General features: G+C 53.6%; 18 protein-coding genes. 8 read left to right on the forward strand and 10 right to left on the reverse strand.

Annotated elements, in window-relative coordinates; genetic code table 11:
* Positions 1-26: 26 nt before the first annotated feature.
* From BWI76_RS04860 to aroP, 3 genes are all read right to left on the reverse strand, one after another.
* Positions 27-977, reverse strand: a complete 951-nt coding sequence (locus BWI76_RS04860; RefSeq protein WP_004872146.1) for a family 43 glycosylhydrolase — start codon at positions 975-977, stop codon at positions 27-29.
* A complete protein-coding gene (locus BWI76_RS04865; protein ID WP_004872145.1) occupies positions 977-2,383 on the reverse strand; it encodes a glycoside-pentoside-hexuronide (GPH):cation symporter in 1,407 nt (468 codons plus the stop codon). Before BWI76_RS04865 ends, BWI76_RS04860 begins: the two co-directional genes overlap by 1 nt.
* A 176-nt stretch (positions 2,384-2,559) precedes the next feature.
* Complete coding sequence (aroP, locus tag BWI76_RS04870) at positions 2,560-3,930, reverse strand: aromatic amino acid transporter AroP (RefSeq protein WP_102136210.1); 1,371 nt, start codon at positions 3,928-3,930, stop codon at positions 2,560-2,562.
* 652 nt (positions 3,931-4,582) lie between these two features.
* Here aroP and pdhR point away from each other — a divergent pair.
* The 5 genes from pdhR (at position 4,583) to BWI76_RS04895 (ending at position 12,128) form a co-directional block, all read left to right on the forward strand.
* Positions 4,583-5,362 carry a pyruvate dehydrogenase complex transcriptional repressor PdhR gene (gene pdhR / locus BWI76_RS04875; protein WP_004098632.1) on the forward strand — a complete coding sequence of 260 codons (780 nt, stop codon included), beginning with the start codon at positions 4,583-4,585 and terminating at the stop codon, positions 5,360-5,362.
* Between the two features lie 119 nt (positions 5,363-5,481).
* Positions 5,482-8,145 carry a pyruvate dehydrogenase (acetyl-transferring), homodimeric type gene (aceE, locus tag BWI76_RS04880; protein ID WP_004872141.1) on the forward strand — a complete coding sequence of 888 codons (2,664 nt, stop codon included), beginning with the start codon at positions 5,482-5,484 and terminating at the stop codon, positions 8,143-8,145.
* 14 nt (positions 8,146-8,159) lie between these two features.
* Positions 8,160-10,049 carry a pyruvate dehydrogenase complex dihydrolipoyllysine-residue acetyltransferase gene (gene aceF / locus BWI76_RS04885; RefSeq protein WP_004872140.1) on the forward strand — a complete coding sequence of 630 codons (1,890 nt, stop codon included), beginning with the start codon at positions 8,160-8,162 and terminating at the stop codon, positions 10,047-10,049.
* Positions 10,050-10,256: 207 nt separating this feature from the next.
* Entirely contained in the window at positions 10,257-11,681 is a 1,425-nt protein-coding gene (gene lpdA, locus BWI76_RS04890) for a dihydrolipoyl dehydrogenase (protein WP_004098637.1), read from the forward strand.
* 162 nt (positions 11,682-11,843) lie between these two features.
* Positions 11,844-12,128: a hypothetical protein gene (locus tag BWI76_RS04895; RefSeq protein WP_004872139.1), complete on the forward strand. Its 285-nt coding sequence runs from the start codon at positions 11,844-11,846 to the stop codon at positions 12,126-12,128.
* A 50-nt stretch (positions 12,129-12,178) separates the two neighbouring features.
* Here BWI76_RS04895 and BWI76_RS04900 read toward each other — a convergent pair whose 3' ends face one another.
* Together BWI76_RS04900 and BWI76_RS04905 are read right to left on the reverse strand one after the other, a co-directional pair.
* On the reverse strand, positions 12,179-12,973 hold the full coding sequence (locus tag BWI76_RS04900) for a DUF2950 family protein (RefSeq protein ID WP_049085610.1): 795 nt from the start codon (positions 12,971-12,973) through the stop codon (positions 12,179-12,181).
* Positions 12,974-12,983: 10 nt separating this feature from the next.
* Positions 12,984-14,570, reverse strand: coding sequence for a DUF3300 domain-containing protein (locus BWI76_RS04905; RefSeq protein ID WP_049085608.1), 1,587 nt, complete (start codon positions 14,568-14,570; stop codon positions 12,984-12,986).
* A 355-nt stretch (positions 14,571-14,925) separates the two neighbouring features.
* On the opposite strand from BWI76_RS04905, the gene acnB reads away from it, so the two are divergent.
* The gene (gene acnB / locus BWI76_RS04910; RefSeq protein WP_024360326.1) at positions 14,926-17,523 is read left to right on the forward strand and encodes a bifunctional aconitate hydratase 2/2-methylisocitrate dehydratase; all 2,598 of its coding nucleotides are present in this window, start codon (positions 14,926-14,928) and stop codon (positions 17,521-17,523) included.
* Between the two features lie 175 nt (positions 17,524-17,698).
* Positions 17,699-18,061 carry a protein YacL gene (gene yacL, locus BWI76_RS04915; protein WP_004129024.1) on the forward strand — a complete coding sequence of 121 codons (363 nt, stop codon included), beginning with the start codon at positions 17,699-17,701 and terminating at the stop codon, positions 18,059-18,061.
* A gap of 31 nt (positions 18,062-18,092) precedes the next feature.
* On the opposite strand, the gene speD is transcribed toward yacL, so the two are convergent.
* From speD to BWI76_RS04940, 5 genes are all read right to left on the reverse strand, one after another.
* Complete coding sequence (speD, locus tag BWI76_RS04920) at positions 18,093-18,887, reverse strand: adenosylmethionine decarboxylase (protein WP_004872133.1); 795 nt, start codon at positions 18,885-18,887, stop codon at positions 18,093-18,095.
* 14 nt (positions 18,888-18,901) lie between these two features.
* Complete coding sequence (gene speE / locus BWI76_RS04925; protein WP_004872131.1) at positions 18,902-19,765, reverse strand: polyamine aminopropyltransferase; 864 nt, start codon at positions 19,763-19,765, stop codon at positions 18,902-18,904.
* A 150-nt stretch (positions 19,766-19,915) separates the two neighbouring features.
* A complete protein-coding gene (locus BWI76_RS04930) occupies positions 19,916-21,625 on the reverse strand; it encodes an FKBP-type peptidyl-prolyl cis-trans isomerase N-terminal domain-containing protein (protein ID WP_004872128.1) in 1,710 nt (569 codons plus the stop codon).
* Positions 21,622-22,041 carry a hypothetical protein gene (locus BWI76_RS04935; RefSeq protein WP_024360328.1) on the reverse strand — a complete coding sequence of 140 codons (420 nt, stop codon included), beginning with the start codon at positions 22,039-22,041 and terminating at the stop codon, positions 21,622-21,624. The genes BWI76_RS04930 and BWI76_RS04935 overlap by 4 nt, the downstream gene beginning before the upstream one ends.
* Positions 22,042-22,307: 266 nt before the next feature.
* The gene (locus BWI76_RS04940; RefSeq protein ID WP_004872121.1) at positions 22,308-22,655 is read right to left on the reverse strand and encodes a YacC family pilotin-like protein; all 348 of its coding nucleotides are present in this window, start codon (positions 22,653-22,655) and stop codon (positions 22,308-22,310) included.
* Positions 22,656-22,801: 146 nt separating this feature from the next.
* On the opposite strand from BWI76_RS04940, the gene cueO reads away from it, so the two are divergent.
* On the forward strand, positions 22,802-24,385 hold the full coding sequence (gene cueO, locus BWI76_RS04945) for a multicopper oxidase CueO (RefSeq protein ID WP_004872119.1): 1,584 nt from the start codon (positions 22,802-22,804) through the stop codon (positions 24,383-24,385).
* Positions 24,386-24,434 lie beyond the last annotated feature (49 nt).

A 24,434-nucleotide genomic window follows, 5' to 3' on the forward strand; every position in this document is an offset into this window, starting at 1 on the left:
TGCCCGTTGGCGGGCAGGCATGACTCTTAATACGTGTCTGCTGCCGGGATGCCAAAATCAGGCATCCCGTTTTCTTGCCAGCGAATGAGCTTCAGGCGCGTATGACGATTTGGATCGTACAGCGGGTCGCCTTCGATTTCGGTGTAGTTACGCGCGTGGTACACCAGCACATCTTCTCCCTCCTGCGTCTGCGTAAAACTATTGTGTCCGGGCCCATACTGACGATTCTCATAACTGGTGCGGAATACCGGCTGCGGCGCTTTATGCCAGTTTTCCGGCCGGAGCGGGTCGGCGCTAACGTCTATCCACAGTAAGCCCATGCAGTAGTTTTCGTCGGTGGCGCTGGCGGAATAGCTGACGAACAGCTTGTCGCCGTGGAACAGTACCGCCGGGCCTTCGTTCACCAGAAAACCTCGGCACTCCCAGTCGAACTCAGGTTTGCTCAACATCACCGGCTTGCCTTTTAGCGTCCACGGATTTTCCAGCTCAGCCAGATAGAGGTTGGTGTTGCCTTTAATGTCAGGGTCTTTTTGCGCCCACAGGTACCACTGTTTGCCCTGATGGCGGAAGGTAGTGGCATCCAGCGCAAAGGTATCAAGCGGCGTTTTAATCTGCCCTTTTTCCTGCCATTTACCGGTTAATGGGTCGCTGTCCGCGCATTCCAGCGCGAACATGCGGTGCTGGAACATCCCCAGCGCATCCAGGTCGTGCGTGTGGGTTGCCGCAAAGTAGATGTACCATTTTCCGTCAATCTCATGCAGTTCCGGGGCCCATATGAGCTGGCTCATTGGGCCGCTGTCCGGCTTACGCCAGACGACCACCGGCTGCGCGTCGCGCAAGCCTTCAAGGGTGGCTGAGCGACGGATTTCCAGACGGTCGTACTCCGGCACCGAGGCAATAAAGTAGTAGCTATCCTGATGGCGCAGAATATACGGGTCCGCGCGTTGTTCAATAAATGGATTCGGCCAGTTTTTCATTACGCTTTCCTTACATGTTCGCCGGTTTTCAGTTCCTGATAGTCATTGAGCTCGCTATAGTTGACCCGGCGTTTCTCGAGGTCAGACTGAATTTGCCTCATAAATTCGCGGTTAACCTTCAGCATACGCACCACTCCCGCGGTAATGAGATAGCCGACGCCGGGGATAACGCTGAATAGCAGTACGATACCGTTAATCGCGGATGCGCTTTGCTGTTTCGCGCCAGCATCGTAACCGTACCAGGAGAGCAGGAAGCCAACCATCGCGCCGGCGATAGCCAGACCGACCTTCAGGAAGAACAGGTTGCCGGAGAAGCTGATGCCGGTGATGCGTTTGCCGGTCTTCCATTCGCCGTAGTCGTCAACGTCGGCCATCAGCGACCAGTGCAGCGGTGAGGGGATCTGATGCAGGATATTCAGCAGGAAGTAGAGCGCCATAATCATCATGGTGGCGTGCGGGTCGAAGAAATAGAACGCGCAGGAGAAAACGGCCAGGACGATATTGGTCCAGAAAAACACCTGCAGTTTACACCAGCGGTCGGTCAGAACTTTCGCCAGCATACTACCGATCATCATCCCGACCACGCCAAGGCTGATAAACAGCGTGGCGAAATGGGTGCTTTGCTGCATAACCCAGGTGACGTAGTACATGGTGGCGGCCATGCGAATAAAGCCCGGACAGACGTTGCACAGCGTTAACAGCAGGATGCGAACCCACTGGTCGTTTTTCCAGACGTCTTTCAGATCTTTTTTCAGCTCGTCGTTGGTCTGGACTGCGGGTTTTACGCGCTCACGAACGGTGGCAAAGCAGAACAGGAACATGCACATACCGATAAACGCCAGCACGGTCATCGCCATCTGGTAGCCTTTGGCTTTATCCTCACCGCCGAACCAGTCCGCCATCGGCAGCAGCGTCAGGGATAGCAGAAGAGTGGCAATACCGACCATCACGAAGCGATAGGACTGGCAGGCCACGCGTTCCTGCGGGTCATTCGTAATCACGCTACCCAGTGAGCAGTAGGGGATGTTAATCGCGGTATAGGTCAGCGAGAGCAGGAAGTAGGTGACGAAAGCATAGATAACCTTGCTATTGTACGTCCACTCCGGCGTGGTAAACATCAGGACGCTGAACAGCGCGTACGGGAAGGCAATCCACAGCAGCCATGGACGAAAACGGCCATATTTGCTGCGGGTACGGTCGGCCATCGCCCCCATAATCGGATCGGTAACCGCATCAATAACGCGTACAGAGAGCAGTAATACACCCACCAGCGCAGGTGCGAGGCCAAAAATATCCGTATAAAAATAGTTAACAAACAGCATGATGGCACCGAAGATGATATTGCATCCGGCATCACCCATCCCGTAGCCTATTTTCTCTTTAACTGAAAGCTTATTGCCATTCATCGCGGCGATCTCCCCGTTGCGGTATGGAGAGAATTATTAGTCGGGTAATAAATAAATGCGTTGTAGGAAAGGGTTAACGATATGGATAAATCGGTTATCAGGGGGAAAGTGTGAAGCAGATAACAATGCGCTGTGCCCGCCAGCGGCGGGCGGGCACAGATTCAGGAGATGTATGATTATGCTTTAATGGTGCTGGCCGTTTTCTGCTTAAACAGGTAGCCGACGCCGAGAACGGCAATCCATACCGGAATAAGGTAAACGGAGATCGCCATGCCAGGGGTCATCAGCATGATCACCAGTACTCCCGCCATGAACAGCAGGCAAATCCAGTTGCTCAGCGGATACAGCAGCGCCGGGAAGCGGGTCACCACGCCCTGCTGCTGCTTAGCGCGACGGAATTTGATATGCGCCAGGCTGATCATCGCCCAGTTGATCACCAGGGCAGAAACTACCAGCGCCATCAGCAGACCAAACGCCGATTCCGGCGCGAAGTAGTTAATCAGGACGCACAGCGCGGTCACCAGTGCGGAGACCAGAATAGTGTTGACCGGCACGCCGCGTTTATCGACGCTCATCAGCGCTTTTGGCGCGTTACCCTGCTGGGCCAGGCCGAACAGCATACGGCTGTTGCAGTAAACGCAGCTGTTATACACCGAAAGCGCCGCGGTCAGGACCACGATATTCAGGGCGTTAGCGACAAAGGTATCGCCCAGCTCATGGAAAATCAGGACGAACGGACTGGTATCGGCGGTCACGCGGCTCCATGGCAGCAGCGAAAGCAGAACGGCCAGCGAGCCCACATAGAAAATCAGAATACGGTAGATAACCTGGTTAGTGGCTTTTGGAATGCTTTGTTCCGGGTTATCCGCTTCTGCGGCGGTAATACCCACCAGCTCCAGACCGCCGAACGAGAACATAATAATCGCCATCATCATCACCAGCCCGGTGAAGCCGTGCGGCAGGAATCCGCCTTGCTCCCACAGGTTGCGTACGGTGGCCTGCGGGCCGCCGTTGCCGCTAAACAGCAGCCAGCCGCCGAACAGGATCATCGCCACGACGGCGACAACTTTAATGATAGCGAACCAGAACTCCATTTCGCCAAACACTTTGACGTTAGTCAGGTTGATCGCGTTGATGGCGATAAAGAAAATGGCCGCAGAAACCCAGGTAGGAATTTCCGGCCACCAGAACTGAACGTATTTCCCGACCGCGGTCAGCTCGGCCATCGCGACCAGCACGTAAAGAACCCAGTAGTTCCAGCCGGAAGCGAAGCCCGCAAAGCCGCCCCAGTATTTGTAGGCAAAATGACTAAATGAACCGGCCACCGGTTCTTCAACGACCATCTCGCCCAACTGACGCATAATCAGGAAGGCAATAAAACCGGCAATTGCGTAGCCCAGAATAATACCGGGACCTGCATTTTGGATGACGGATGCGCTACCGAGAAACAAGCCGGTACCGATAGCGCCTCCCAGCGCAATAAGCTGAATATGGCGGTTTTTAAGGCCGCGCTTTAGCCGATCGCCATGCTGTTGACCTTCCATCATGAAACCTCGTGTGTGGTTATGGTTATTATGTTTGTCCGCGTCATCCTTCAGGTGACTTCTTCGCTGTCCATCCCTGCCTGATAGCATAGTCAGTGAAATTTCAGCGGGCCTGAGCTCCGTTTTGCCCCGAGTGATGCAACGCACATATTGTTGTGTTTGTGTAATTATCAAATTCCGATGATGTATTTATTTCTTTACGCAAGGCGGAGAGGGAATTCATGAAAAGGCCTTTCGTATCATGGAGAATAGTGATAAGCGCCGCTGAATGCACCTGCTTTATGAAGGGATGATGACGAAGCGAGCAAAAAGAAACCATTTGTAAATCACACCTCAATATTCCGCTCCTACCTCTTCTTTGCCATTTAGTCGCTTTTATTGAATTTATATTCATTACTTGGTGAGTTGAATCGGTTCAGATAGCGTAATTTTTCGTTTCGATTAAGTTAACGCTACCTCTTTGTGAGTAAACACAACATTTGTGCAAAGTTACATTTATGAAATGTTATTTCTGTAAGGTTGTTAAAACATGCCAGGTTTAATGATTTCAATCAAAACCTGTATGGACAGAAGGTGAATACTTTGTTACTTTAGCGATACGAACTATGAATTGGTAAGACCAATTGACTCCGGGCTAATGGCAGAGACAGGGAATATGGCCTACAGCAAGATCCGCCAACCAAAACTATCCGATGTGATAGAGCAGCAGCTGGAGTTTTTAATCCTTGAGGGGACGTTGCGCCCCGGTGAAAAACTCCCGCCAGAACGTGAACTGGCAAAACAGTTCGACGTTTCCCGTCCCTCGCTCCGTGAGGCTATTCAACGCCTCGAAGCTAAGGGCTTGTTGCTTCGTCGCCAGGGGGGCGGAACGTTTGTACAAAGCCGCCTGTGGCAGAGCTTCAGCGACCCGCTGGTAGAGCTACTGTCCGACCACCCTGAATCCCAATTCGATCTGCTGGAAACCCGTCACGCGCTTGAAGGCATTGCGGCTTATTACGCAGCGCTGCGCAGCAACGATGAAGACCGCGAACGTATTCGCGAGCTGCATCAGGCCATTGAGCGGGCTCAGCAGTCCGGCGATCTTGACGCCGAATCCGATGCCGTCGTCCAGTATCAAATTGCCGTCACCGAAGCGGCGCACAATGTGGTGCTGCTCCATCTACTACGCTGTATGGAGCCGATGCTGGCCCAGAACGTTCGCCAGAATTTTGAATTGTTGTACGCCCGTCGGGAGATGCTCCCGCAGGTCAGCAATCATCGTACTCGCATTTTTGAGGCGATAATCGCCGGGGAACCGGAGCAGGCGCGTGAAGCGTCGCATCGTCACCTGGCGTTCATTGAGGAAATTTTGCTGGATCGTAGCCGTGAGCAGAGCCGTCGTGAACGCTCGCTGCGTCGTTTACAGCAACGAAAAGATGAGAACTCCGGTTCTTAAGCGCCATTTTTAGAGCGCGGCAACTAAACGCAGAACCTGTCTTATTGCATTCTCTGGCGAGAATTCAATGGGACAGGTTCCAGATTAATCAACGATTAGATAGATAAGGAATACCCCCCATGTCAGAACGTTTACCCAATGACGTGGATCCGATCGAAACTCGCGACTGGCTACAGGCGATCGAATCGGTCATCCGTGAAGAAGGTGTTGAGCGCGCTCAGTATCTTATTGACCAACTCCTTTCTGAAGCCCGCAAAGGCGGGGTGAAAGTGGCTGCTGGCGCATCGACCGGCGGTTACGTAAACACTATTGCCGTTGAAGAGGAACCGGAATACCCGGGGAATCTGGATCTGGAACGTCGTATCCGTTCTGCGATCCGCTGGAACGCCATCATGACCGTTCTGCGCGCATCGAAAAAGGATCTCGAACTGGGCGGCCACATGGCTTCCTTCCAGTCTTCCGCAACCTTCTACGAAGTGTGCTTTAACCACTTCTTCCGCGCACGCAACGAGCAGGACGGCGGCGACCTGGTTTACTTCCAGGGCCACATCTCTCCGGGCGTCTACGCGCGTGCCTTCCTGGAAGGTCGTCTGACTGAAGAGCAGATGAACAACTTCCGTCAGGAAGTTCACGGTAAAGGTCTGTCCTCTTATCCGCACCCGAAACTGATGCCGGAATTCTGGCAGTTCCCGACCGTTTCTATGGGCCTGGGCCCTATCGGCGCGATTTATCAGGCTAAGTTCCTGAAATATCTGGAACACCGTGGTCTGAAAGATACTTCCAAACAAACCGTTTACGCCTTCCTGGGCGACGGTGAGATGGACGAACCGGAATCCAAAGGCGCGATCACCATCGCGACCCGTGAGAAACTGGACAACCTGGTTTTCGTTATCAACTGTAACCTGCAGCGTCTTGACGGCCCGGTTACCGGTAATGGCAAGATCATTAACGAACTGGAAGGCATCTTTGGCGGTGCTGGCTGGAACGTTATCAAGGTTATCTGGGGCGGACGCTGGGACGAACTGCTGCGTAAAGACACCAGCGGTAAACTGATCCAGCTGATGGAAGAGACCGTTGACGGTGACTACCAGACCTTCAAATCCAAAGATGGCGCCTACGTGCGTGAGCACTTCTTCGGTAAATATCCGGAAACCGCAGCGCTGGTTGCCGACTGGACTGACGAGCAGATCTGGGCCCTCAACCGCGGCGGCCACGATCCGAAGAAAGTCTATGCTGCACTGAAAAAAGCGCAGGAAACCAAAGGCAAAGCTACCGTTATCCTCGCCCATACCATTAAAGGTTACGGCATGGGTGACACCGCTGAAGGTAAAAACATCGCCCACCAGGTTAAGAAAATGAACATGGACGGCGTTCGCTACGTCCGCGATCGTTTCAACGTGCCGGTTGCCGATGCGGATATCGAAAAACTGCCATACGTGACCTTCCCGGAAGGTTCCGAAGAGCACACCTATCTGCACGCCCAGCGTCAGAAACTGCACGGCTATCTGCCGAGCCGTCAGCCGAACTTCGATGAGAAGCTGGAGCTGCCGACTCTGGAAGATTTCGGGCCACTGCTGGAAGAGCAGAATAAAGAGATCTCTACCACTATCGCGTTCGTTCGTGCTCTGAACGTGATGCTGAAGAACAAATCCATCAAAGACCGCCTCGTGCCGATCATTGCCGATGAAGCGCGTACCTTTGGTATGGAAGGTCTGTTCCGTCAGATCGGTATCTACAGCCCGAACGGCCAGCAGTACACCCCGCAGGACCGTGAGCAGGTTGCATACTACAAAGAAGACGAGAAAGGCCAGATTCTGCAGGAAGGTATCAACGAACTGGGTGCAGGCGCGTCCTGGTTGGCTGCTGCGACCTCCTACAGCACCAACAACCTGCCGATGATCCCGTTCTACATCTACTACTCCATGTTCGGGTTCCAGCGTATCGGCGACCTGTGCTGGCAGGCCGGCGACCAGCAGGCTCGCGGCTTCCTGATCGGTGGTACTTCCGGTCGTACGACGCTGAACGGCGAAGGTCTGCAGCACGAAGATGGCCATAGCCATATTCAGTCTCTGACCATCCCGAACTGTATCTCTTACGATCCGTCTTACGCGTACGAAGTTGCGGTCATCATGCACGATGGTCTGGAGCGTATGTACGGTGAGAAACAAGAGAACGTTTACTACTACATCACCACGCTGAACGAAAACTACCACATGCCGGCCATGCCGGAAGGCGCCGAGGAAGGTATCCGTAAAGGTATCTACAAACTCGAAACCGTTGAAGGTAGCAAAGGTAAAGTTCAACTGCTGGGCTCCGGTTCTATCCTGCGTCACGTTCGTGAAGCCGCGCAGATCCTGGCTAACGACTACGGCGTAGGTTCTGACGTTTATAGCGTCACCTCCTTCACCGAACTGGCGCGCGATGGCCAGGATTGTGAACGCTGGAACATGCTGCACCCGCTGGAAACGCCGCGCGTTCCGTATATTGCTCAGGTGATGAACGACGCTCCGGCAGTCGCATCGACTGACTATATGAAACTGTTCGCTGAGCAGGTTCGTACTTACGTACCGGCCGATGATTACCGCGTACTGGGTACCGACGGCTTCGGTCGCTCTGACAGCCGTGAAAACCTGCGTCACCACTTCGAAGTTGACGCTTCCTACGTAGTGGTAGCAGCGCTGGGCGAACTGGCTAAACGTGGCGAAATCGATAAGAAAGTGGTTGCGGAAGCCATCACTAAATTCAACATCGATGCAGATAAAGTTAACCCGCGTCTGGCGTAAGAGGTAAAAGAATAATGGCTATCGAAATCAAAGTACCGGACATCGGGGCTGATGAAGTTGAAATCACCGAGATTCTGGTCAAAGTGGGCGACAAAGTTGAAGCTGAACAGTCGCTGATCACCGTAGAAGGCGACAAAGCCTCTATGGAAGTTCCGTCTCCACAGGCTGGCGTCGTTAAAGAGATCAAAGTCTCCGTCGGCGACAAAACCGAGACCGGTAAACTGATCATGATTTTCGATTCCGCCGATGGTGCAGCAGCCGCTGCACCTGCGCAGGAAGAGAAGAAAGAAGCCGCTCCGGCCGCCGCAGCACCGGCAGCCGCCAGCGCGAAAGAAGTTCATGTACCGGATATCGGCGGTGATGAAGTTGAAGTCACGGAAATCATGGTCAAAGTGGGCGACACCATCGCCGCTGAACAATCCCTGATTACCGTAGAAGGCGACAAAGCTTCTATGGAAGTACCGGCGCCGTTCGCGGGCACCGTGAAAGAGATCAAAATCAACACCGGCGACAAAGTGTCCACGGGTTCCCTGATCATGATCTTCGAAGTGGCGGGCGCAGCGCCTGCCGCAGCTCCGGCAAAAGCGGAAGCCGCTCCGGCTGCTGCTGCACCGGCAGCTTCGGGTTCTAAAGAAGTTCACGTTCCGGATATCGGCGGTGATGAAGTTGAAGTGACCGAAGTGATGGTGAAAGTGGGCGATAAAATTGCCGCTGAACAGTCACTGATCACTGTTGAAGGCGACAAAGCTTCCATGGAAGTGCCGGCGCCGTTCGCGGGTACCGTGAAAGAGATCAAAATCAGCACCGGCGACAAAGTTTCCACCGGTTCTCTGATCATGGTCTTCGAAGTGGAAGGCGCAGCGCCTGCCGCGGCTCCGGCCGCAGCCGCTCCGGCTCCTGCTGCAGCACCGGCTCAGGCGGCTAAACCTGCCGCAGCGCCTGCTGCAAAAGCGGAAGGCAAATCTGAGTTTGCTGAAAACGACGCTTACGTTCACGCAACGCCGCTGATTCGTCGTCTGGCGCGCGAATTCGGCGTCAACCTGGCGAAAGTGAAAGGTTCCGGTCGTAAAGGTCGTATCCTGCGCGAAGACGTTCAGGCCTACGTGAAAGAAGCGGTTAAACGCGCTGAAGCCGCGCCTGCTGCTACCGGCGGCGGTATCCCGGGCATGCTGCCGTGGCCGAAAGTGGACTTCAGCAAGTTTGGTGAAGTGGAAGAAGTTGAACTGGGCCGCATCCAGAAGATCTCTGGCGCTAACCTGAGCCGTAACTGGGTGATGATCCCGCACGTTACGCACTTCGATAAAACCGATATCACCGATCTGGAAGCGTTCCGTAAACAGCAGAACGCCGAAGCTGAGAAGCGTAAGCTAGACGTGAAATTCACTCCGGTTGTCTTCATCATGAAAGCCGTTGCCGCGGCGCTTGAGCAGATGCCGCGCTTCAACAGCTCCCTGTCTGAAGATGCTCAGCGTCTGACGCTGAAGAAATACATCAACATCGGTGTGGCGGTTGATACCCCGAATGGTCTGGTTGTTCCGGTCTTTAAAGACGTGAACAAGAAGAGCATTACCGAGCTGTCTCGTGAACTGACCGTGATTTCTAAGAAAGCGCGAGATGGTAAGCTGACCGCTGGCGAAATGCAGGGTGGTTGCTTCACTATCTCCAGCATCGGCGGCCTGGGTACCACCCACTTCGCGCCGATTGTGAACGCGCCGGAAGTGGCTATCCTCGGCGTGTCTAAATCCGCGATGGAGCCGGTATGGAATGGTAAAGAGTTCGTGCCGCGGCTGATGATGCCGATCTCTCTGTCCTTCGACCACCGCGTGATCGACGGTGCTGATGGTGCGCGCTTTATCACCATCATCAACAATATGCTGAGCGACATTCGCCGCCTGGTGATGTAAGCGAAAAGCCGGCCTGACGGCCGGCTTTTTTCTGGTAATCTCTTATCCGTTTTGAAGTTACCAGCAATAAAGGACAAAATCGTTTGCCGTTTGTTGTTTCAAAATTGTTAACAATTTTGTAAAATGCTTGCGGATAGAACGTCCCGGTGGACATGGGCGTAAAAACAATAGCGTCAGACCCGCCGGATACAAATTACAGAGGTCATGATGAGTACTGAAATCAAAACTCAGGTCGTGGTACTTGGGGCAGGCCCCGCAGGTTATTCTGCTGCCTTCCGTTGCGCTGATTTAGGTCTGGAAACCGTCATCGTAGAACGTTACAGCACCCTCGGCGGTGTTTGCCTGAACGTCGGCTGTATCCCTTCTAAAGCACTGCTGCACGTTGCTAAAGTTATCGAAGAAGCGAAAGCGCTGGCCGAACACGGTATCGTTTTCGGTGAGCCGAAAACCGACATTGACAAGATTCGCACCTGGAAAGAAAAAGTCATCACTCAGCTGACCGGCGGTCTGGCTGGCATGGCCAAAGGGCGTAAAGTGAAGGTGGTTAACGGTCTGGGTAAATTTACCGGCGCTAACACCCTGGAAGTGGAAGGCGAAAACGGCAAAACCGTGATCAACTTCGACAACGCTATCATCGCGGCGGGTTCCCGTCCGATCGAACTGCCGTTCATTCCGCATGAAGATCCGCGCGTATGGGACTCCACCGATGCGCTGGAGCTGAAAACCGTACCAAAACGCCTGCTGGTTATGGGCGGCGGTATCATCGGTCTGGAAATGGGTACCGTATACCATGCGCTGGGTTCAGAGATTGACGTGGTTGAAATGTTCGACCAGGTTATCCCGGCAGCAGATAAAGACGTGGTGAAAGTCTTCACCAAGCGCATCAGTAAGAAATTTAACCTGATGCTGGAAACCAAAGTGACCGCCGTTGAAGCGAAAGAAGACGGTATCTACGTTTCCATGGAAGGCAAAAAAGCCCCGGCTGAAGCGCAGCGCTATGACGCCGTGCTGGTGGCTATCGGTCGCGTGCCGAACGGTAAAAACCTCGATGCCGGTAAAGCAGGCGTTGAAGTTGACGAGCGTGGCTTTATCCGCGTTGACAAACAGCTGCGTACCAACGTGCCGCATATCTTCGCTATCGGCGATATCGTCGGTCAGCCGATGCTGGCGCACAAAGGCGTTCACGAAGGCCACGTTGCTGCCGAAGTTATCGCCGGCATGAAGCACTACTTCGACCCGAAAGTGATTCCGTCCATCGCCTATACCGAGCCGGAAGTTGCATGGGTTGGCCTGACGGAGAAAGAAGCGAAAGAGAAAGGCATCAGCTACGAAACCGCCACCTTCCCGTGGGCTGCTTCTGGCCGTGCTATCGCTTCCGACTGCGCTGACGGTATGACCAAACTGATTTTCGACAAAGAATCTCACCGCGTTATCGGCGGAGCGATTGTCGGCACCAACGGCGGCGAGCTGCTGGGTGAAATCGGTCTGGCGATCGAAATGGGCTGTGACGCTGAAGATATCGCGCTGACCATCCACGCTCACCCGACTCTGCACGAGTCCGTTGGCCTGGCGGCAGAAGTCTTCGAAGGTAGCATCACCGACCTGCCGAACGCGAAAGCGAAGAAAAAGTAAGTTTTTCTTTCAGGCAAAATCAAAAAGCGGCTCAGTGAGCCGCTTTTTTTATCGGTGATGTTTAGAACTGTGTCGCCGTTAATAAAATTGCATACCTTATTAATTCCTGAAAAATAGTAACTATGTAAACTTATAGGTAGTTAACTATATGTGAGGTATGCGATGAAAAGGCTTTTAACCACCACTCTCCTGGCTGCAACGTTGGTTTCTGGTATGGCCTGCGCGGCGGATGCCGCGATTCCCTGGGCTGATAACAGCGGCGGTACCGAAAGCACCCATATTGCCGCTATGGGCCAGGATTTGAATATACAGCATCAGCAAATAACGAAGACCAGCGAAGGCGTATGGGCGGCGAACTCCGGTAGCATCAGCGCTGATGAAGCGGCGTTGACCAGCACTAAACCGGCTTTTGCCGGCTACCCGTCTCTGATGCCTCATCAGGGCTAAGCCAACGTAGTGATACTGCCCGGCAGCGCCATATCGCGCCGGGCATTTTACTATTGATGGATGGCCTGCCAGCCGGAGTCAGGCGAAAACTGAGAAATCGCCCGCGCCTTGATCTGCGTTTCATCACCTAAATTAGCCTGATAAACCTCGTCATTCTGGTTAACCATAAAGCTCATGATGCCGGTCTTTCCCCATTCCACCGGCCATGCCAGCAGGGCGGCGCCCTGATTCTCGCCGTCTTTAATTATGCGGAAACGATAGCCGTGATAGCCCTCGCCGGGTTCTACGGGACTAAACGCCGGTCCTAACGGGCTGGGGGCTTCGCCGGGAGCGGCTGGCCAGTAGAGGCCATCTTTCTTGCCATCGCTGCTGATAATCTTCTGCGCCCAGGCGTGGTTTAATCGATAGAAATCCTGCTGGGCATCAACGTAAGCATGCATTGCCTGAATGGCTGACAGCTCATTGCGGCCAATCGCGCGAGTCAGGATCTCATCTTCAGCAGCGGCCATATCAAAACGCCAGCCGCTCTTATCCTGAATTATGGGGATCGGTAGCCGCCACGCTTCCTGACCTACCTCCAGCCAGGCGCTATCCTGTTGCTGAACGATACGATGGCTCACTTTCCAGTCACGCTGAAAGCGATCGACGGCGTCAGGGGCAATGCCATCCGGCGGTAAAAACTGCTGCCAGCTATCGCCCAGCAGCCCGTTGAGCGCCGATTCATCATGCTTGCCGATCGCCTCGGCCAGCGCGCTGGCGGCCTGTTGCGGAGAGGAAAACTGCTGTTGAGCCAACGATATGGCGGGCGCCAGGGCCAGCAGAGTCATTGTTAATAATTTTTTCATCTGATTATCCTCAGCGGCGGCGCAGTTCATGATGTTCAGAAAGCTGTTCTCTGGCCGCACTGCGCTGCTCGCTGCTTAAACCCGAGATATGACGGCTCTGCAGGCCGCGCGCCTGCTGCGACTGCCAGGAAGGAGAGCGGATATCGTTACCGCTCAGGGCATTGGCGTGCAGGTCATTCAGCTTCTGTTGACGTTGTGCGGGCGTTGCGGTCCGCAGCTGTTCGCGGCGCTGTTGCTGCTGCGCCGTTGGATGCTGAATTTGCGATTTTACCGCTTCCCGATGCTGCTGTTGTACGGCGTTATGTGTAACCGCCGGCGTGGCGTCATAGCCGCGGTAGTTATTGCGCTGGGTCACCTGATGCAGCTGCTGCGATGCGAGCTGACGCTGGGCATCGCGGGACGGCGCGCGAGCAAGCGAGTTATCCGCGGCAGCCGCAGGCCCGGTACGCTGCTGTAGCTGAGTCATGGCCGCCTGACGCTGCGCGTTACGATCGACGGGTTGATGTTGGGTAGCGCTAAGCCCGCCGGGAACATTGGTCTGATGGTAATGCTGCGCGATGTTGTTGTTCGGGTATGGAATATTGCCGCGCCAGGCTGGATTATGCTGCCAGTTAGCGTGGTTACCCGGCAAATTCTGCCCGGTAATATGGTTGAAATTATTGACGTTGATATTGATATTATCGCCGTTGTGCGAGTAGCCGCCGTGATGATCATCATCGTGGTGGTGATCGTCATCGTCATGATGGCGATCGTCATCATCCCAGTCGATGCTGCTGAACAGGGCGTAGGTGGTGGCGACGCCGAGGCTATAGCCAAAACCTTTGACGAAGCTATCGGTGAACTGTTCACCCGGAGGCGGCGGCAGGTAGACCGGCGGGTAGGCCGTGTTAGGCCAGGCGCCGTAAACTACAGAAGGGTTATAGGCCGGCACGTACACCACGTTCGGATCGGCGGATTCGATTTTAATCACCTGGGCGGGAGGGGAGGATGTCACGGCGCTGCTGCTGCGGGAGGTGCTGGTTGTCGACGTTGCCGCAGCGTTTGTGGCGGTGATGACTTTCTGCTGCGGCGTAGATTTTAGCGTTCCGGTCTGCTGGGCGATGGCGCGTAAGCGCTGCACCGAATCCATGACGTCCTGCGGCTGGGCGAGAAATGCGTTACCCAGGTTTTCTATCCACGGCGGGTTTTCTCCCATTAACGCGAGCAGGGAAGGGAAGGCGACCAGCGATTTTACGCTGGGATCCCAGGGCTGGCTTGCCACCGCTTGTACCGCCGCATCCCCCTTCATTGCGGGATTATCCTGCGACCACTGCACCGCCTGAACGACGTTACTCGGATAGGTCGCAGCCATCAGCACCTGGGACAGGAGATTGTCCGGATAGAGCGCGATCGGCGCGACCCACTGGTCTATCTGCGCGGGGGTATAGGTTGCGGTAACCGGCTGAGCGGCGGCGGTGGTCTGCGCCGTCTGCGCAACGGCGGGTGGCTCGGGGGCCGTTTGCGGTTCCCGGCTTTTAACGTAGAGCGTACCCGCAGCGGCTAATAGTCCGGCACTGCAAAGCAGCGCGAGCAGATGGGGTTTGAAAGGCAGCGTCATAAGGACTCCCGGCACAAAGATTGGCCCGTTTTGACAGAGTATTGTCGTCAAGCGGGGGATTGCCTGAGTATAAAGATCGCGAATTTGCGTTTTTGATTTTAGTTGGGTTTTTGGACAATGATGTGTAACAGAATTAATTTTATATACCGCTAAACTGACAGAAAACCTGCAATATTCTGCCCTTAACGATTCAGCTAATTTTTAATGTTGCTTTTTTGTAAACAGATTAACACCCCGCCAAAATCCTGCTATGCTGCCGACGCGGTATCGGGCATTTACCCTACAAACTGCTGTCTCACAGGAGCGTGAAGAGAATCGCCTACCGCATTTTACAATGAGAGCGAGGAGAACCGTCGTGCTAGAAGAATACCGTAAGCACGTAGCTGAGCGTGCCGCCGAGGGGATTGTACCGAAACCCTTAGATGCAACCCAAATGGCCGCGCTGGTAGAACTGCTGAAAAACCCGCCAGCGGGTGAAGAAGAATTCCTGTTAGACCTGTTAATTAACCGCGTACCGCCGGGCGTCGACGAAGCCGCCTATGTTAAAGCCGGATTCCTTGCCGCGATCGCCAAAGGCGATGCAACTTCTCCACTGGTTACCCGTGAAAAAGCTGTCGAACTGCTGGGCACCATGCAGGGCGGTTACAACATTCATCCCCTGATTGACGCGCTGGACGACGCAAAACTGGCGCCGATTGCCGCGAAAGCGCTGTCCCACACCCTGCTGATGTTCGACAACTTCTACGATGTTGAAGAGAAAGCCAAAGCGGGCAATGAATATGCCAAACAGGTGATGCAATCCTGGGCTGACGCTGAGTGGTTCCTGAGCCGTCCTCAGCTGGCTGACAAAATCACCGTGACCGTTTTTAAAGTCACCGGCGAAACCAACACCGATGACCTGTCTCCGGCTCCTGATGCCTGGTCCCGCCCGGACATTCCGCTGCACGCGCTGGCAATGCTGAAAAACGCCCGTGAAGGCATCGACCCGGATCAGCCAGGCGCCGTCGGCCCGATTAAGCAGATTGAAGCACTGCAGCAAAAAGGTTTCCCGCTGGCGTACGTCGGCGATGTCGTGGGTACCGGTTCATCGCGTAAATCCGCCACCAACTCGGTGCTGTGGTTTATGGGCGACGATATTCCGAACGTGCCGAACAAACGCGGCGGCGGTCTGGTTCTCGGCGGCAAAATTGCGCCTATCTTCTTTAATACTATGGAAGATGCCGGCGCGCTGCCGATTGAGGTGGACGTAAACAACCTGAACATGGGCGACGTGATTGACGTTTATCCGTTCAAAGGTGAAGTACGTAACCACGAAACCGGCGAACTGCTGGCGACCTTCGAGCTGAAAACCGACGTGCTGATCGACGAAGTACGCGCAGGCGGCCGTATCCCGCTAATCATTGGTCGTGGCCTGACCACCAAAGCGCGTGAAGCGCTTGGCCTGCCGCACAGCGAGGTATTCCGTCAGGCGAAAGACGTGGCGGAAAGCAGCCGCGGCTACTCTCTGGCGCAGAAAATGGTTGGCCGCGCCTGCGGCGTAGCCGGGGTTCGTCCGGGCGCTTACTGCGAACCGAAGATGACCTCCGTAGGCTCTCAGGACACCACCGGTCCGATGACCCGTGACGAGCTGAAAGACCTGGCGTGCCTGGGCTTCTCTTCCGACCTGGTGATGCAGTCCTTCTGCCATACCGCCGCTTATCCTAAGCCGGTTGACGTCACCACGCACCACACGCTGCCGGACTTTATTATGAACCGCGGCGGCGTCTCGCTGCGTCCTGGCGATGGCGTTATCCACTCCTGGCTGAACCGTATGCTGCTGCCGGATACCGTCGGTACCGGCGGTGATTCGCATACCCGTTTCCCTATTGGTATCTCTTTCCCGGCAGGTTCTGGCCTGGTGGCGTTTGCCGCCGCGACCGGCGTCATGCCGCTGGATATGCCGGAATCGGTGCTGGTGCGCTTTAAAGGCAAAATGCAGCCGGGCATTACCCTGCGCGATCTGGTGCACGCCATCCCGCTGTATGCGATCAAACAGGGCCTGCTGACCGTTGAGAAGAAAGGTAAGAAAAACATCTTCTCCGGCCGCATTCTGGAGATCGAAGGTCTGCCGGATCTGAAAGTTGAGCAGGCGTTTGAATTGACCGATGCCTCTGCAGAGCGCTCGGCTGCAGGCTGCACGATCAAGCTGAACAAAGAGCCGATCGTTGAGTATCTGACCTCCAACATCGTCCTGCTGAAGTGGATGATCGCGGAAGGCTACGGCGACCGCCGTACGCTGGAACGTCGCGTTCAGGGCATGGAAAAATGGCTGGCGGAACCTGAACTGCTGGAAGGGGATGCGGATGCAGAATATGCGGCGGTGATCGATATCGATCTGGCCGATATCAAAGAGCCAATCCTCTGCGCGCCGAACGATCCGGACGATGCGCGTCTGCTGTCCGACGTGCAGGGTGAGAAGATCGATGAAGTGTTTATCGGTTCCTGCATGACCAACATCGGCCACTTCCGCGCGGCTGGTAAGCTGCTGGACAACCACAAAGGTCAACTGCCGACCCGTTTGTGGGTAGCGCCGCCAACCCGTATGGATGCCGCGCAGCTGACTGAAGAGGGTTACTACAGCGTGTTTGGTAAGAGCGGCGCGCGTATTGAAATCCCTGGCTGCTCCCTGTGCATGGGTAACCAGGCGCGCGTTGCTGACGGTGCGACGGTGGTTTCTACTTCAACCCGTAACTTCCCGAACCGTTTAGGTACCGGCGCTAACGTCTTCCTGGCCTCTGCGGAGCTGGCGGCAGTCGCCGCGCTTATCGGTAAGCTGCCGACGCCGGAAGAGTACCAGACCTACGTGGCTCAGGTGGATAAAACCGCGGCGGATACCTACCGCTATCTGAACTTCGACCAGCTGGGTCAGTACACTGAGAAGGCTGACGGGGTTATTTTCCAGACCGCGGTGTAATGCGCTAGGTCAGAGCGGTACATAATCCCCTCAATGCCCGGTGAACTTTGCGTCACCGGGCATTTTTATTTCCAATCCCTCCGTCCGCGACGCTTTTTTTCTCCCTTACTGCTGCGATAATGACGCTATGGGTACAGTGCAGCGGTGACGCACTGCCCTTGCAGAGGAAAAGACTATGGATTACGAATTTCTGCGCGATATTACCGGAGTGGTAAAGGTGCGAATGTCGATGGATCATGAGGCTATCGGCCACTGGTTCAACGAAGAGGTCAAAGATAACCTTACCCTGCTTGATGAAGTCGAGCAGGCCGCGCGCACCGTCAAAGGCAGCGAACGTTCCTGGCAGCGTGCCGGTCATGAATACACATTATGGCTGGATGGTGAAGAAGTGATGATCCGCGCCAATCAGCTGGATTTTTCCGGCGATGAGATAGAAGAGGGGATGAGCTACTACGACGAAGAAAGCCTCTCGCTGTGCGGTATTGAAGATTTTTTACAGGTCGTTGCCGCCTATCGTGAGTTTATGCAGCAGCGCTAAGTCTGGCGGAGCCTCCGTGCTCCGCCGGGCGTTACACCGCCGGTATATTTCTTGCGTAGTAAATTTCACGCATCTCTTTCCACAGCTGGTCAGTGATGACCCTGCGCTCTTCTTCGGTTAAATCTTCCGGCCTGGTGTGAAACATATAGTGCTTAAGGTCGAATTCCTTAAGCAGCATCTTGGTATGGAAGATATTCTCCTGGTAAACGTTCACGTCCACCATGTCATACAAAGACTTAATATCCTCGGACATGAAGTTCTGAATGGAGTTAATTTCATGATCGATGAAGTGCTTCATGCCGTTCACATCGCGGGTAAAACCGCGAACGCGATAGTCAATGGTGACAATATCGGATTCTAGCTGGTGAATCAGATAATTCAGGGCCTTCAGCGGTGAAATGACCCCGCAGGTTGAGACTTCAATATCGGCACGGAAGGTGCACAGCCCGCCTTCAGGATGGCTTTCCGGGTAGGTATGAACGCAGATATGGCTTTTATCGAGATGCGCCACAACGGTTTCCGGTAGCGGGCCCGGATGTTCGGTCTGATCGATAAGCTGCGGATCGATAGGCTCTTCGCTGACCAGGATCGTCACGCTGGCGCCCTGAGGCTCATAATCCTGACGCGCAATGTTAAGAATATTTGCGCCGATAATTGAACAGGTCTCGGACAAAATTTCTGTCAGGCGGTTGGCGTTGTAGAGTTCGTCAATATAGGCGATGTAGCCATCGCGCTCCTCTGCCGTTTTCGCGTAGCAGATATCATAGATGCAAAAACTCAGGCTTTTGGTCAGATTGTTAAAGCCGTGCAGCTTCAATTTTTTCAATTTAGATCACCCCCTTACTTAACGGTGGATAGCGCATTCAGTAAATATTGCGGTAAAGCAAATGCCGCCGCGTGAATTGCCGGATTGTAATAACGGCACTTCAGGTTCGATTTATGAAAGCGGGCCTGGATGATTTCGCTGGAAAGGTGGCGCAGGGCTTCGTTGTCCGTGGCCCATGCGAAGGTCATAATGCCGCCGTAATAGGTTGGAATCGCCGCCTGATAGAAGCTCACATCGCTAAAGTAATGACTGAGCTTGCGATGGCTATCGACGGCTTCATCCTGCTGCAGGAAGCTGACGCCGTTCTGAGCGACGAAAATCCCGCCAGGATTGAGGCAGCGTTTGCAGCCTTCATAAAATGCGGAAGTGAACAGGCTCTCGCCGGGACCGATAGGATCGGTGCAATCGGAGATAATGACGTCAAACGTTTGCGCCGTTTGGTTAACAAAATTGACGCCATCGTCAATGACCAGCGTAAAACGCGGATCGTCGTACGCGCCAGCGTTATGATTAGGCAGATACTGACGACAGAACGACACCACGCCAGCGTCAATTTCTACCATAGTGATGCTTTCGACATTGCCGTGGCGAGAGACTTCGCGCAGCATGGCGCCATCGCCGCCACCGATAATTAACACATGTTTCGCCTGACCGTGGGCCATTAGCGGAACATGGGTCATCATTTCATGGTAGATGAACTCATCACGCTCGGTGGTTTGTACCACCCCGTCCAGCGCCATCACGCGACCAAACGCCGCGTTTTCGAAAATGATTAAATCCTGATGCTCGGTTTTCTCATGATACAGAACGTTATCAACGCTGAAATACTGACCAAAATGGTCGTGCAGCGTTTCATGCCACAGATTGCTATCGGCCACGGGCAGATCCTCCTTTGTTAACATCTGTTACACCCATTAAAATGAGCGCAACATCATAGCCAACTATAGAAGATGATGCACGGCGGATATTTCAGCAAATGAGGCGTGGTAAGAAAATGGCGAACGCCGCCCTGGCGGGAGGCGTTAGGATCAGGGTTTTTTAGCCTGCGGTTGTGCTGCAGTGGCGTCAACGATTCTGAGCGAATAGACCATGGTCGCTCCCGGCGGGATTTTAGGCGGTTTGCCTTCGCTGCCGTAGGCGAGCTCGGGAGGGATCACGACCGTAATAGCGCCGTGATTTCCCAGCCGCTTTATGGGCCCAAGGAACAGTGGAGGATAAGATTTCAGGGACTGAGACCACACTTTACCCTCCGCCTCCATATCGTTAATGACGGTTCCGTCAGTAAGCGTTTCTTTGATGGTGACGGTAACGATGTCGCTATCGAGAATCTTGCCCTTACCGGCATAATCTATGCGACTGTAAACGCCATCTTTCAATACCACTCCTTTTTGCTGCGCGAACTTTTGCTGATATTTCTTTCCTTCGCTAAGCGTTTGCTGTTCGATCTTCTTCAGGTTCTGAAAGACTTTTTTAGATACATCGAACAAAGCTTTATTGCGCGCTTTCTCATCAAGGGCGATATTTCCGGAAAAAGAATCCTGGATCCCCTGCAGTACGGTATCTTTGCTCATTTTTACGCCCTGGGAATCCCGGGTGGATAAGAGCTGTAGCACTTCAGCGCCCATCGATACGCCAATAGCGTAAGCCTGCTGCAGGGGCGCTTTCGCAAGGTCGATAGCCGCTGGTTTTTTAGCTTCGGCATCAGCTAACATGGTTTTTAGTCGGGTAATTTCATCTGCGCTGGCTTGCAGTTGGGCTTTATCTTTATCGGCGGCATCCTCCTGAAGGGATGACTGCTGCTTGCTGATGATAAAGGAATCCAGTTTAGCCGTGAGCGCCTGTTTTTCTACCCCTGCAGCCGCCAGTTTTGTCGTTAAATCCTTTTCTTTCGTTTCATAGGCGGCGAGCTTCGCGAGCACGACTTTATGGTCTGTTTCAGCCGCCTCCAGCTTCGTTTGTAGCGCCTGCCGGGCGGCGTCAGCCGCGGTGAGTTTTGCGCGCATTTGCCCCTGAGCTGACTCAGCGGCAGCGAGCTTGCTAATGAGCGCTTGTTTGTCTGATGCAGCAGCCGTGAGCCTGGAGGCCGTATCTTGCTTTTCCGTTTCCGCCGCGGCGAGTTTCTTTATCAGTGCCTGTTTTTCAGCGGTTGCCTCAGTCAGCTGCAGCTCGGCTTTTTGTTTTGCGGATTCTACTAATAATAGCCTTTTTTCTTGCTGCACTATTTTATTTTCGGAGGCGTTACGCTGGCCCACGCTCTGTTTTATTTCAGCTGCGGCCGTTAGCTCTTTATCTATTAATCGTTGTTTTTCGGCTACAGCAGCCGCTAATTTTTTCTCAAGCAGCTGAATTTTATCAGTCAGCTCTTTTTGGTTATCTGCTGCGGCATTAATCGTCACAGGTTTAGCTTCCAGCTGCTGTCGAAGCTGGCGGATGAGTTTATCTTTTTGAGAAATTATTGCAGCCTGGCGGGAGATATCATTGGTACTCTGAACGCTTTTTTTATTGGTTGTTTTTGTTTTATTGCTTTTTTCCTCCACGGGCTTAACAGGCTCACGACTTTCCTGCGCCTGCTGCTCTTTAGCGTAATTTAAAAATGCAGGGCCTGAAGCGTCGCTGCTTGAACTCGTCGTGACGCTTATCAGCGCATCTTTTTCCGCAAAGGCGTCCGGCGATAGCGCCAGCACAAACACTGCTGCCAGCGATACCGAATTGAAGTTTTTAGCTATTTTCCCGTTCATAGCTGAACATTTTCACCACGTTTAACAAGACTATCTATCAATGCCTTTTCAATATCAGCGCATAGCTTGATTGATTTGAACTGGTACATCGAATCGATTCCCTGTTTTGTCGGTTCAGCGACTTTACTGCGGACAGAATTATATTGGGTTGCAGCGCTCAGCAGGGCGGTGAACTCATTACCGAGTTTGTCTGCCTGCTTTGGATTCACTTCTTTCAGAGACTCAAGAGCCTTACGGCAGGAGTCTAAACGCGCTTGCTCATCTGCGACTCTCTGCTGTTCCGTTTGTTGTTGGCTTAATGTCGTATCAGATAATGGTTTCATTAATCTGGCGGATTGTCTGGACTGCGTTGAATTACAGCCCACTAATAAAATGACGGCCAGAGGCGCTATGCGTGTAAATAAGGATATGTTCAAGGTTTCATTCCATTGATAAAAAGGGGTGTTATTGGGCGATAATAGTGTGCAAAAAAGAAGATTGCAATATTAGAGTTTTGTTTTTGAAAGTCTATTTATTATATTTGTTTTAGTGATGAGTCAAACTCTTAATGAATTAAGTTTGAATTGTTAGTGAATTCTATGAATTGAGATATAAATTAAAGCGCGTAGTTAATTGAGCCGCTATTATTACGGCGCATCATAGCCGTATTCTCACGGCTACCGATTTTTTGAAATGAGGGGGATTATTTCACGTAAGCAAGCAGGCTAAGTGAGTCACGCGCCAGCGCTTTACATTTTTTGGTGGTGGGGATTTTGATTCCGCTGAGGTCCCGGTAGCTATCTTCACCCAGCGCTTTCATATTGAAGCTGTCGTAATTGCTTAAATCCCACTGGTTCTGCTGAGCAAAAAAGACCAGGGCGCGGCGAATCTGCGTGTTGGGCAGATTTTGATAACCGCAGTCGTTCTTCAGAAAGACGAATACTGCCGTTAAATCAGCCATATCCTCCGCTTCGGACTCGCTTAATGCATAGCTATTGGCGGAGAGAGTGAGCAGGCTGCCAAGCACTATTGTTCTGAAAAGCGTCTTCATTTTTTCTACCATTGAATCACGGACGAACAACGTTAGCATACTTCGTTACACTGCGCCGAGCTTTATTCTTACTCTTCTACTTGACCTTCCTGTTGGGGGAGGGTTTAAGCTCAATTATTCACCAGCAGAATAAAAAGGATGTGAAAATGCAACGTCGTGAGTTTCTTAAACTAACCGCTGCGGTAAGCGTAGCCAGCGCATTGCCGCTATGGAGTCGCTCGGTTTTCGCCGCCAGTCGTCCATCGTTGCCTGTACCGGAGCTACTTACCGCCGACGCGCGCAATCGCATCTCGTTGATCATCCAGGCCGGAAAAACGCAGTTCGGCTCTCATCTTGCGACCACCTGGGGCTATAACGGTAATCTGCTGGGCCCGGCCCTACAGCTTAAGCAGGGGGAGCAGGCAACCATCGATATTCATAACCGGCTGGCGGAGGAGACCACCGTACACTGGCACGGTCTGGAGGTTCCCGGCGCCGTTGACGGCGGTCCCCACGGCGTGATTGCCGCCGGAGGCTCCCGCACGGTGACCTTTACTCCAACGCAGCGGGCGGCGACCTGTTGGTTCCATCCTCATCAACATGGCAAAACCGGCAGACAGGTCGCGATGGGGCTGGCCGGGCTGGTACTGATTTCTGATGCGGAAAGCGAAAAGCTGCTCTTGCCAAAGCAGTGGGGAATTGATGATGTCCCGGTGATTGTGCAGGATAAAAAGTTCACCGCAGCGGGAGAGATTGATTATCAGCTCGATATCATGAGCGCAGCCGTTGGCTGGTTTGGCGATACGCTGCTGACTAACGGGGCGCTTTACCCGGAGCATGCCGCGCCTCGCGGCTGGCTACGGTTGCGTCTGCTTAACGGTTGTAATGCGCGTTCTTTGAATTTCGCCACCAGCGATAAGCGGCCCATGTACGTGGTGGCAAGCGATGGCGGTCTGCTGGCTGAGCCGGTGAAAGTCAACGAGCTGCCGGTGCTGATGGGGGAGCGTTTCGAAGTGTTGGTGGATACCACTGACGGGAAACCCTTTGATTTAATTACGCTACCGGTTAACCAGATGGGGATGGCGATTGCTCCGTTTGATCGGCCGCAGCCGGTATTACGCGTGCAGCCACTGACTATCCAGGCTTCCGGTAAGCTGCCGGATGTTCTGGCCGCTATGCCAGCGCTGCCCTCCCTTCAGGGGTTTACTCAGCGTACTCTGCAGCTCTCTATGGATCCGATGCTCGATATGATGGGGATGCAGGCGCTGATGCAAAAATATGGCGACCAGGCGATGTCCGGCATGGACCATGGCATGATGATGAATCATGGCGATATGGGGAATATGAATCACGGAAACATGAATCATGGCGGCATGGCGCAGATGAAGCACGGTCATCAAGGTTTTGATTTCCATAATGCGAATCGAATCAACGGTAAAGCCTTTGATATGAATGTTCCCCTGTTTGCGGCGGCGAAAGGGCAGTATGAGCGGTGGGTGATTTCCGGCAAAGGCGACATGATGTTGCATCCTTTCCATATTCACGGTACTCAGTTCCGTATTTTGTCCGAAAACGGTAAAGCGCCGGCACCCCACCGGAGCGGCTGGAAAGATACCGTCAGGGTGGAAGGCGATGTCAGTGAAGTGCTGGTGAAATTTGATCACGATGCGCCGAAAGAACATGCCTATATGGCGCACTGCCATCTGCTGGAGCATGAAGATACGGGGATGATGCTTGGATTTACGGTGTAGCTCGTCTAAGCGGGCTCGCCTGGCGCGAAAAGAGAGAGACGTACCATAG

This window comes from Klebsiella sp. M5al (genome assembly GCF_002090195.1).
Lineage (GTDB): Bacteria > Pseudomonadota > Gammaproteobacteria > Enterobacterales > Enterobacteriaceae > Klebsiella > Klebsiella grimontii.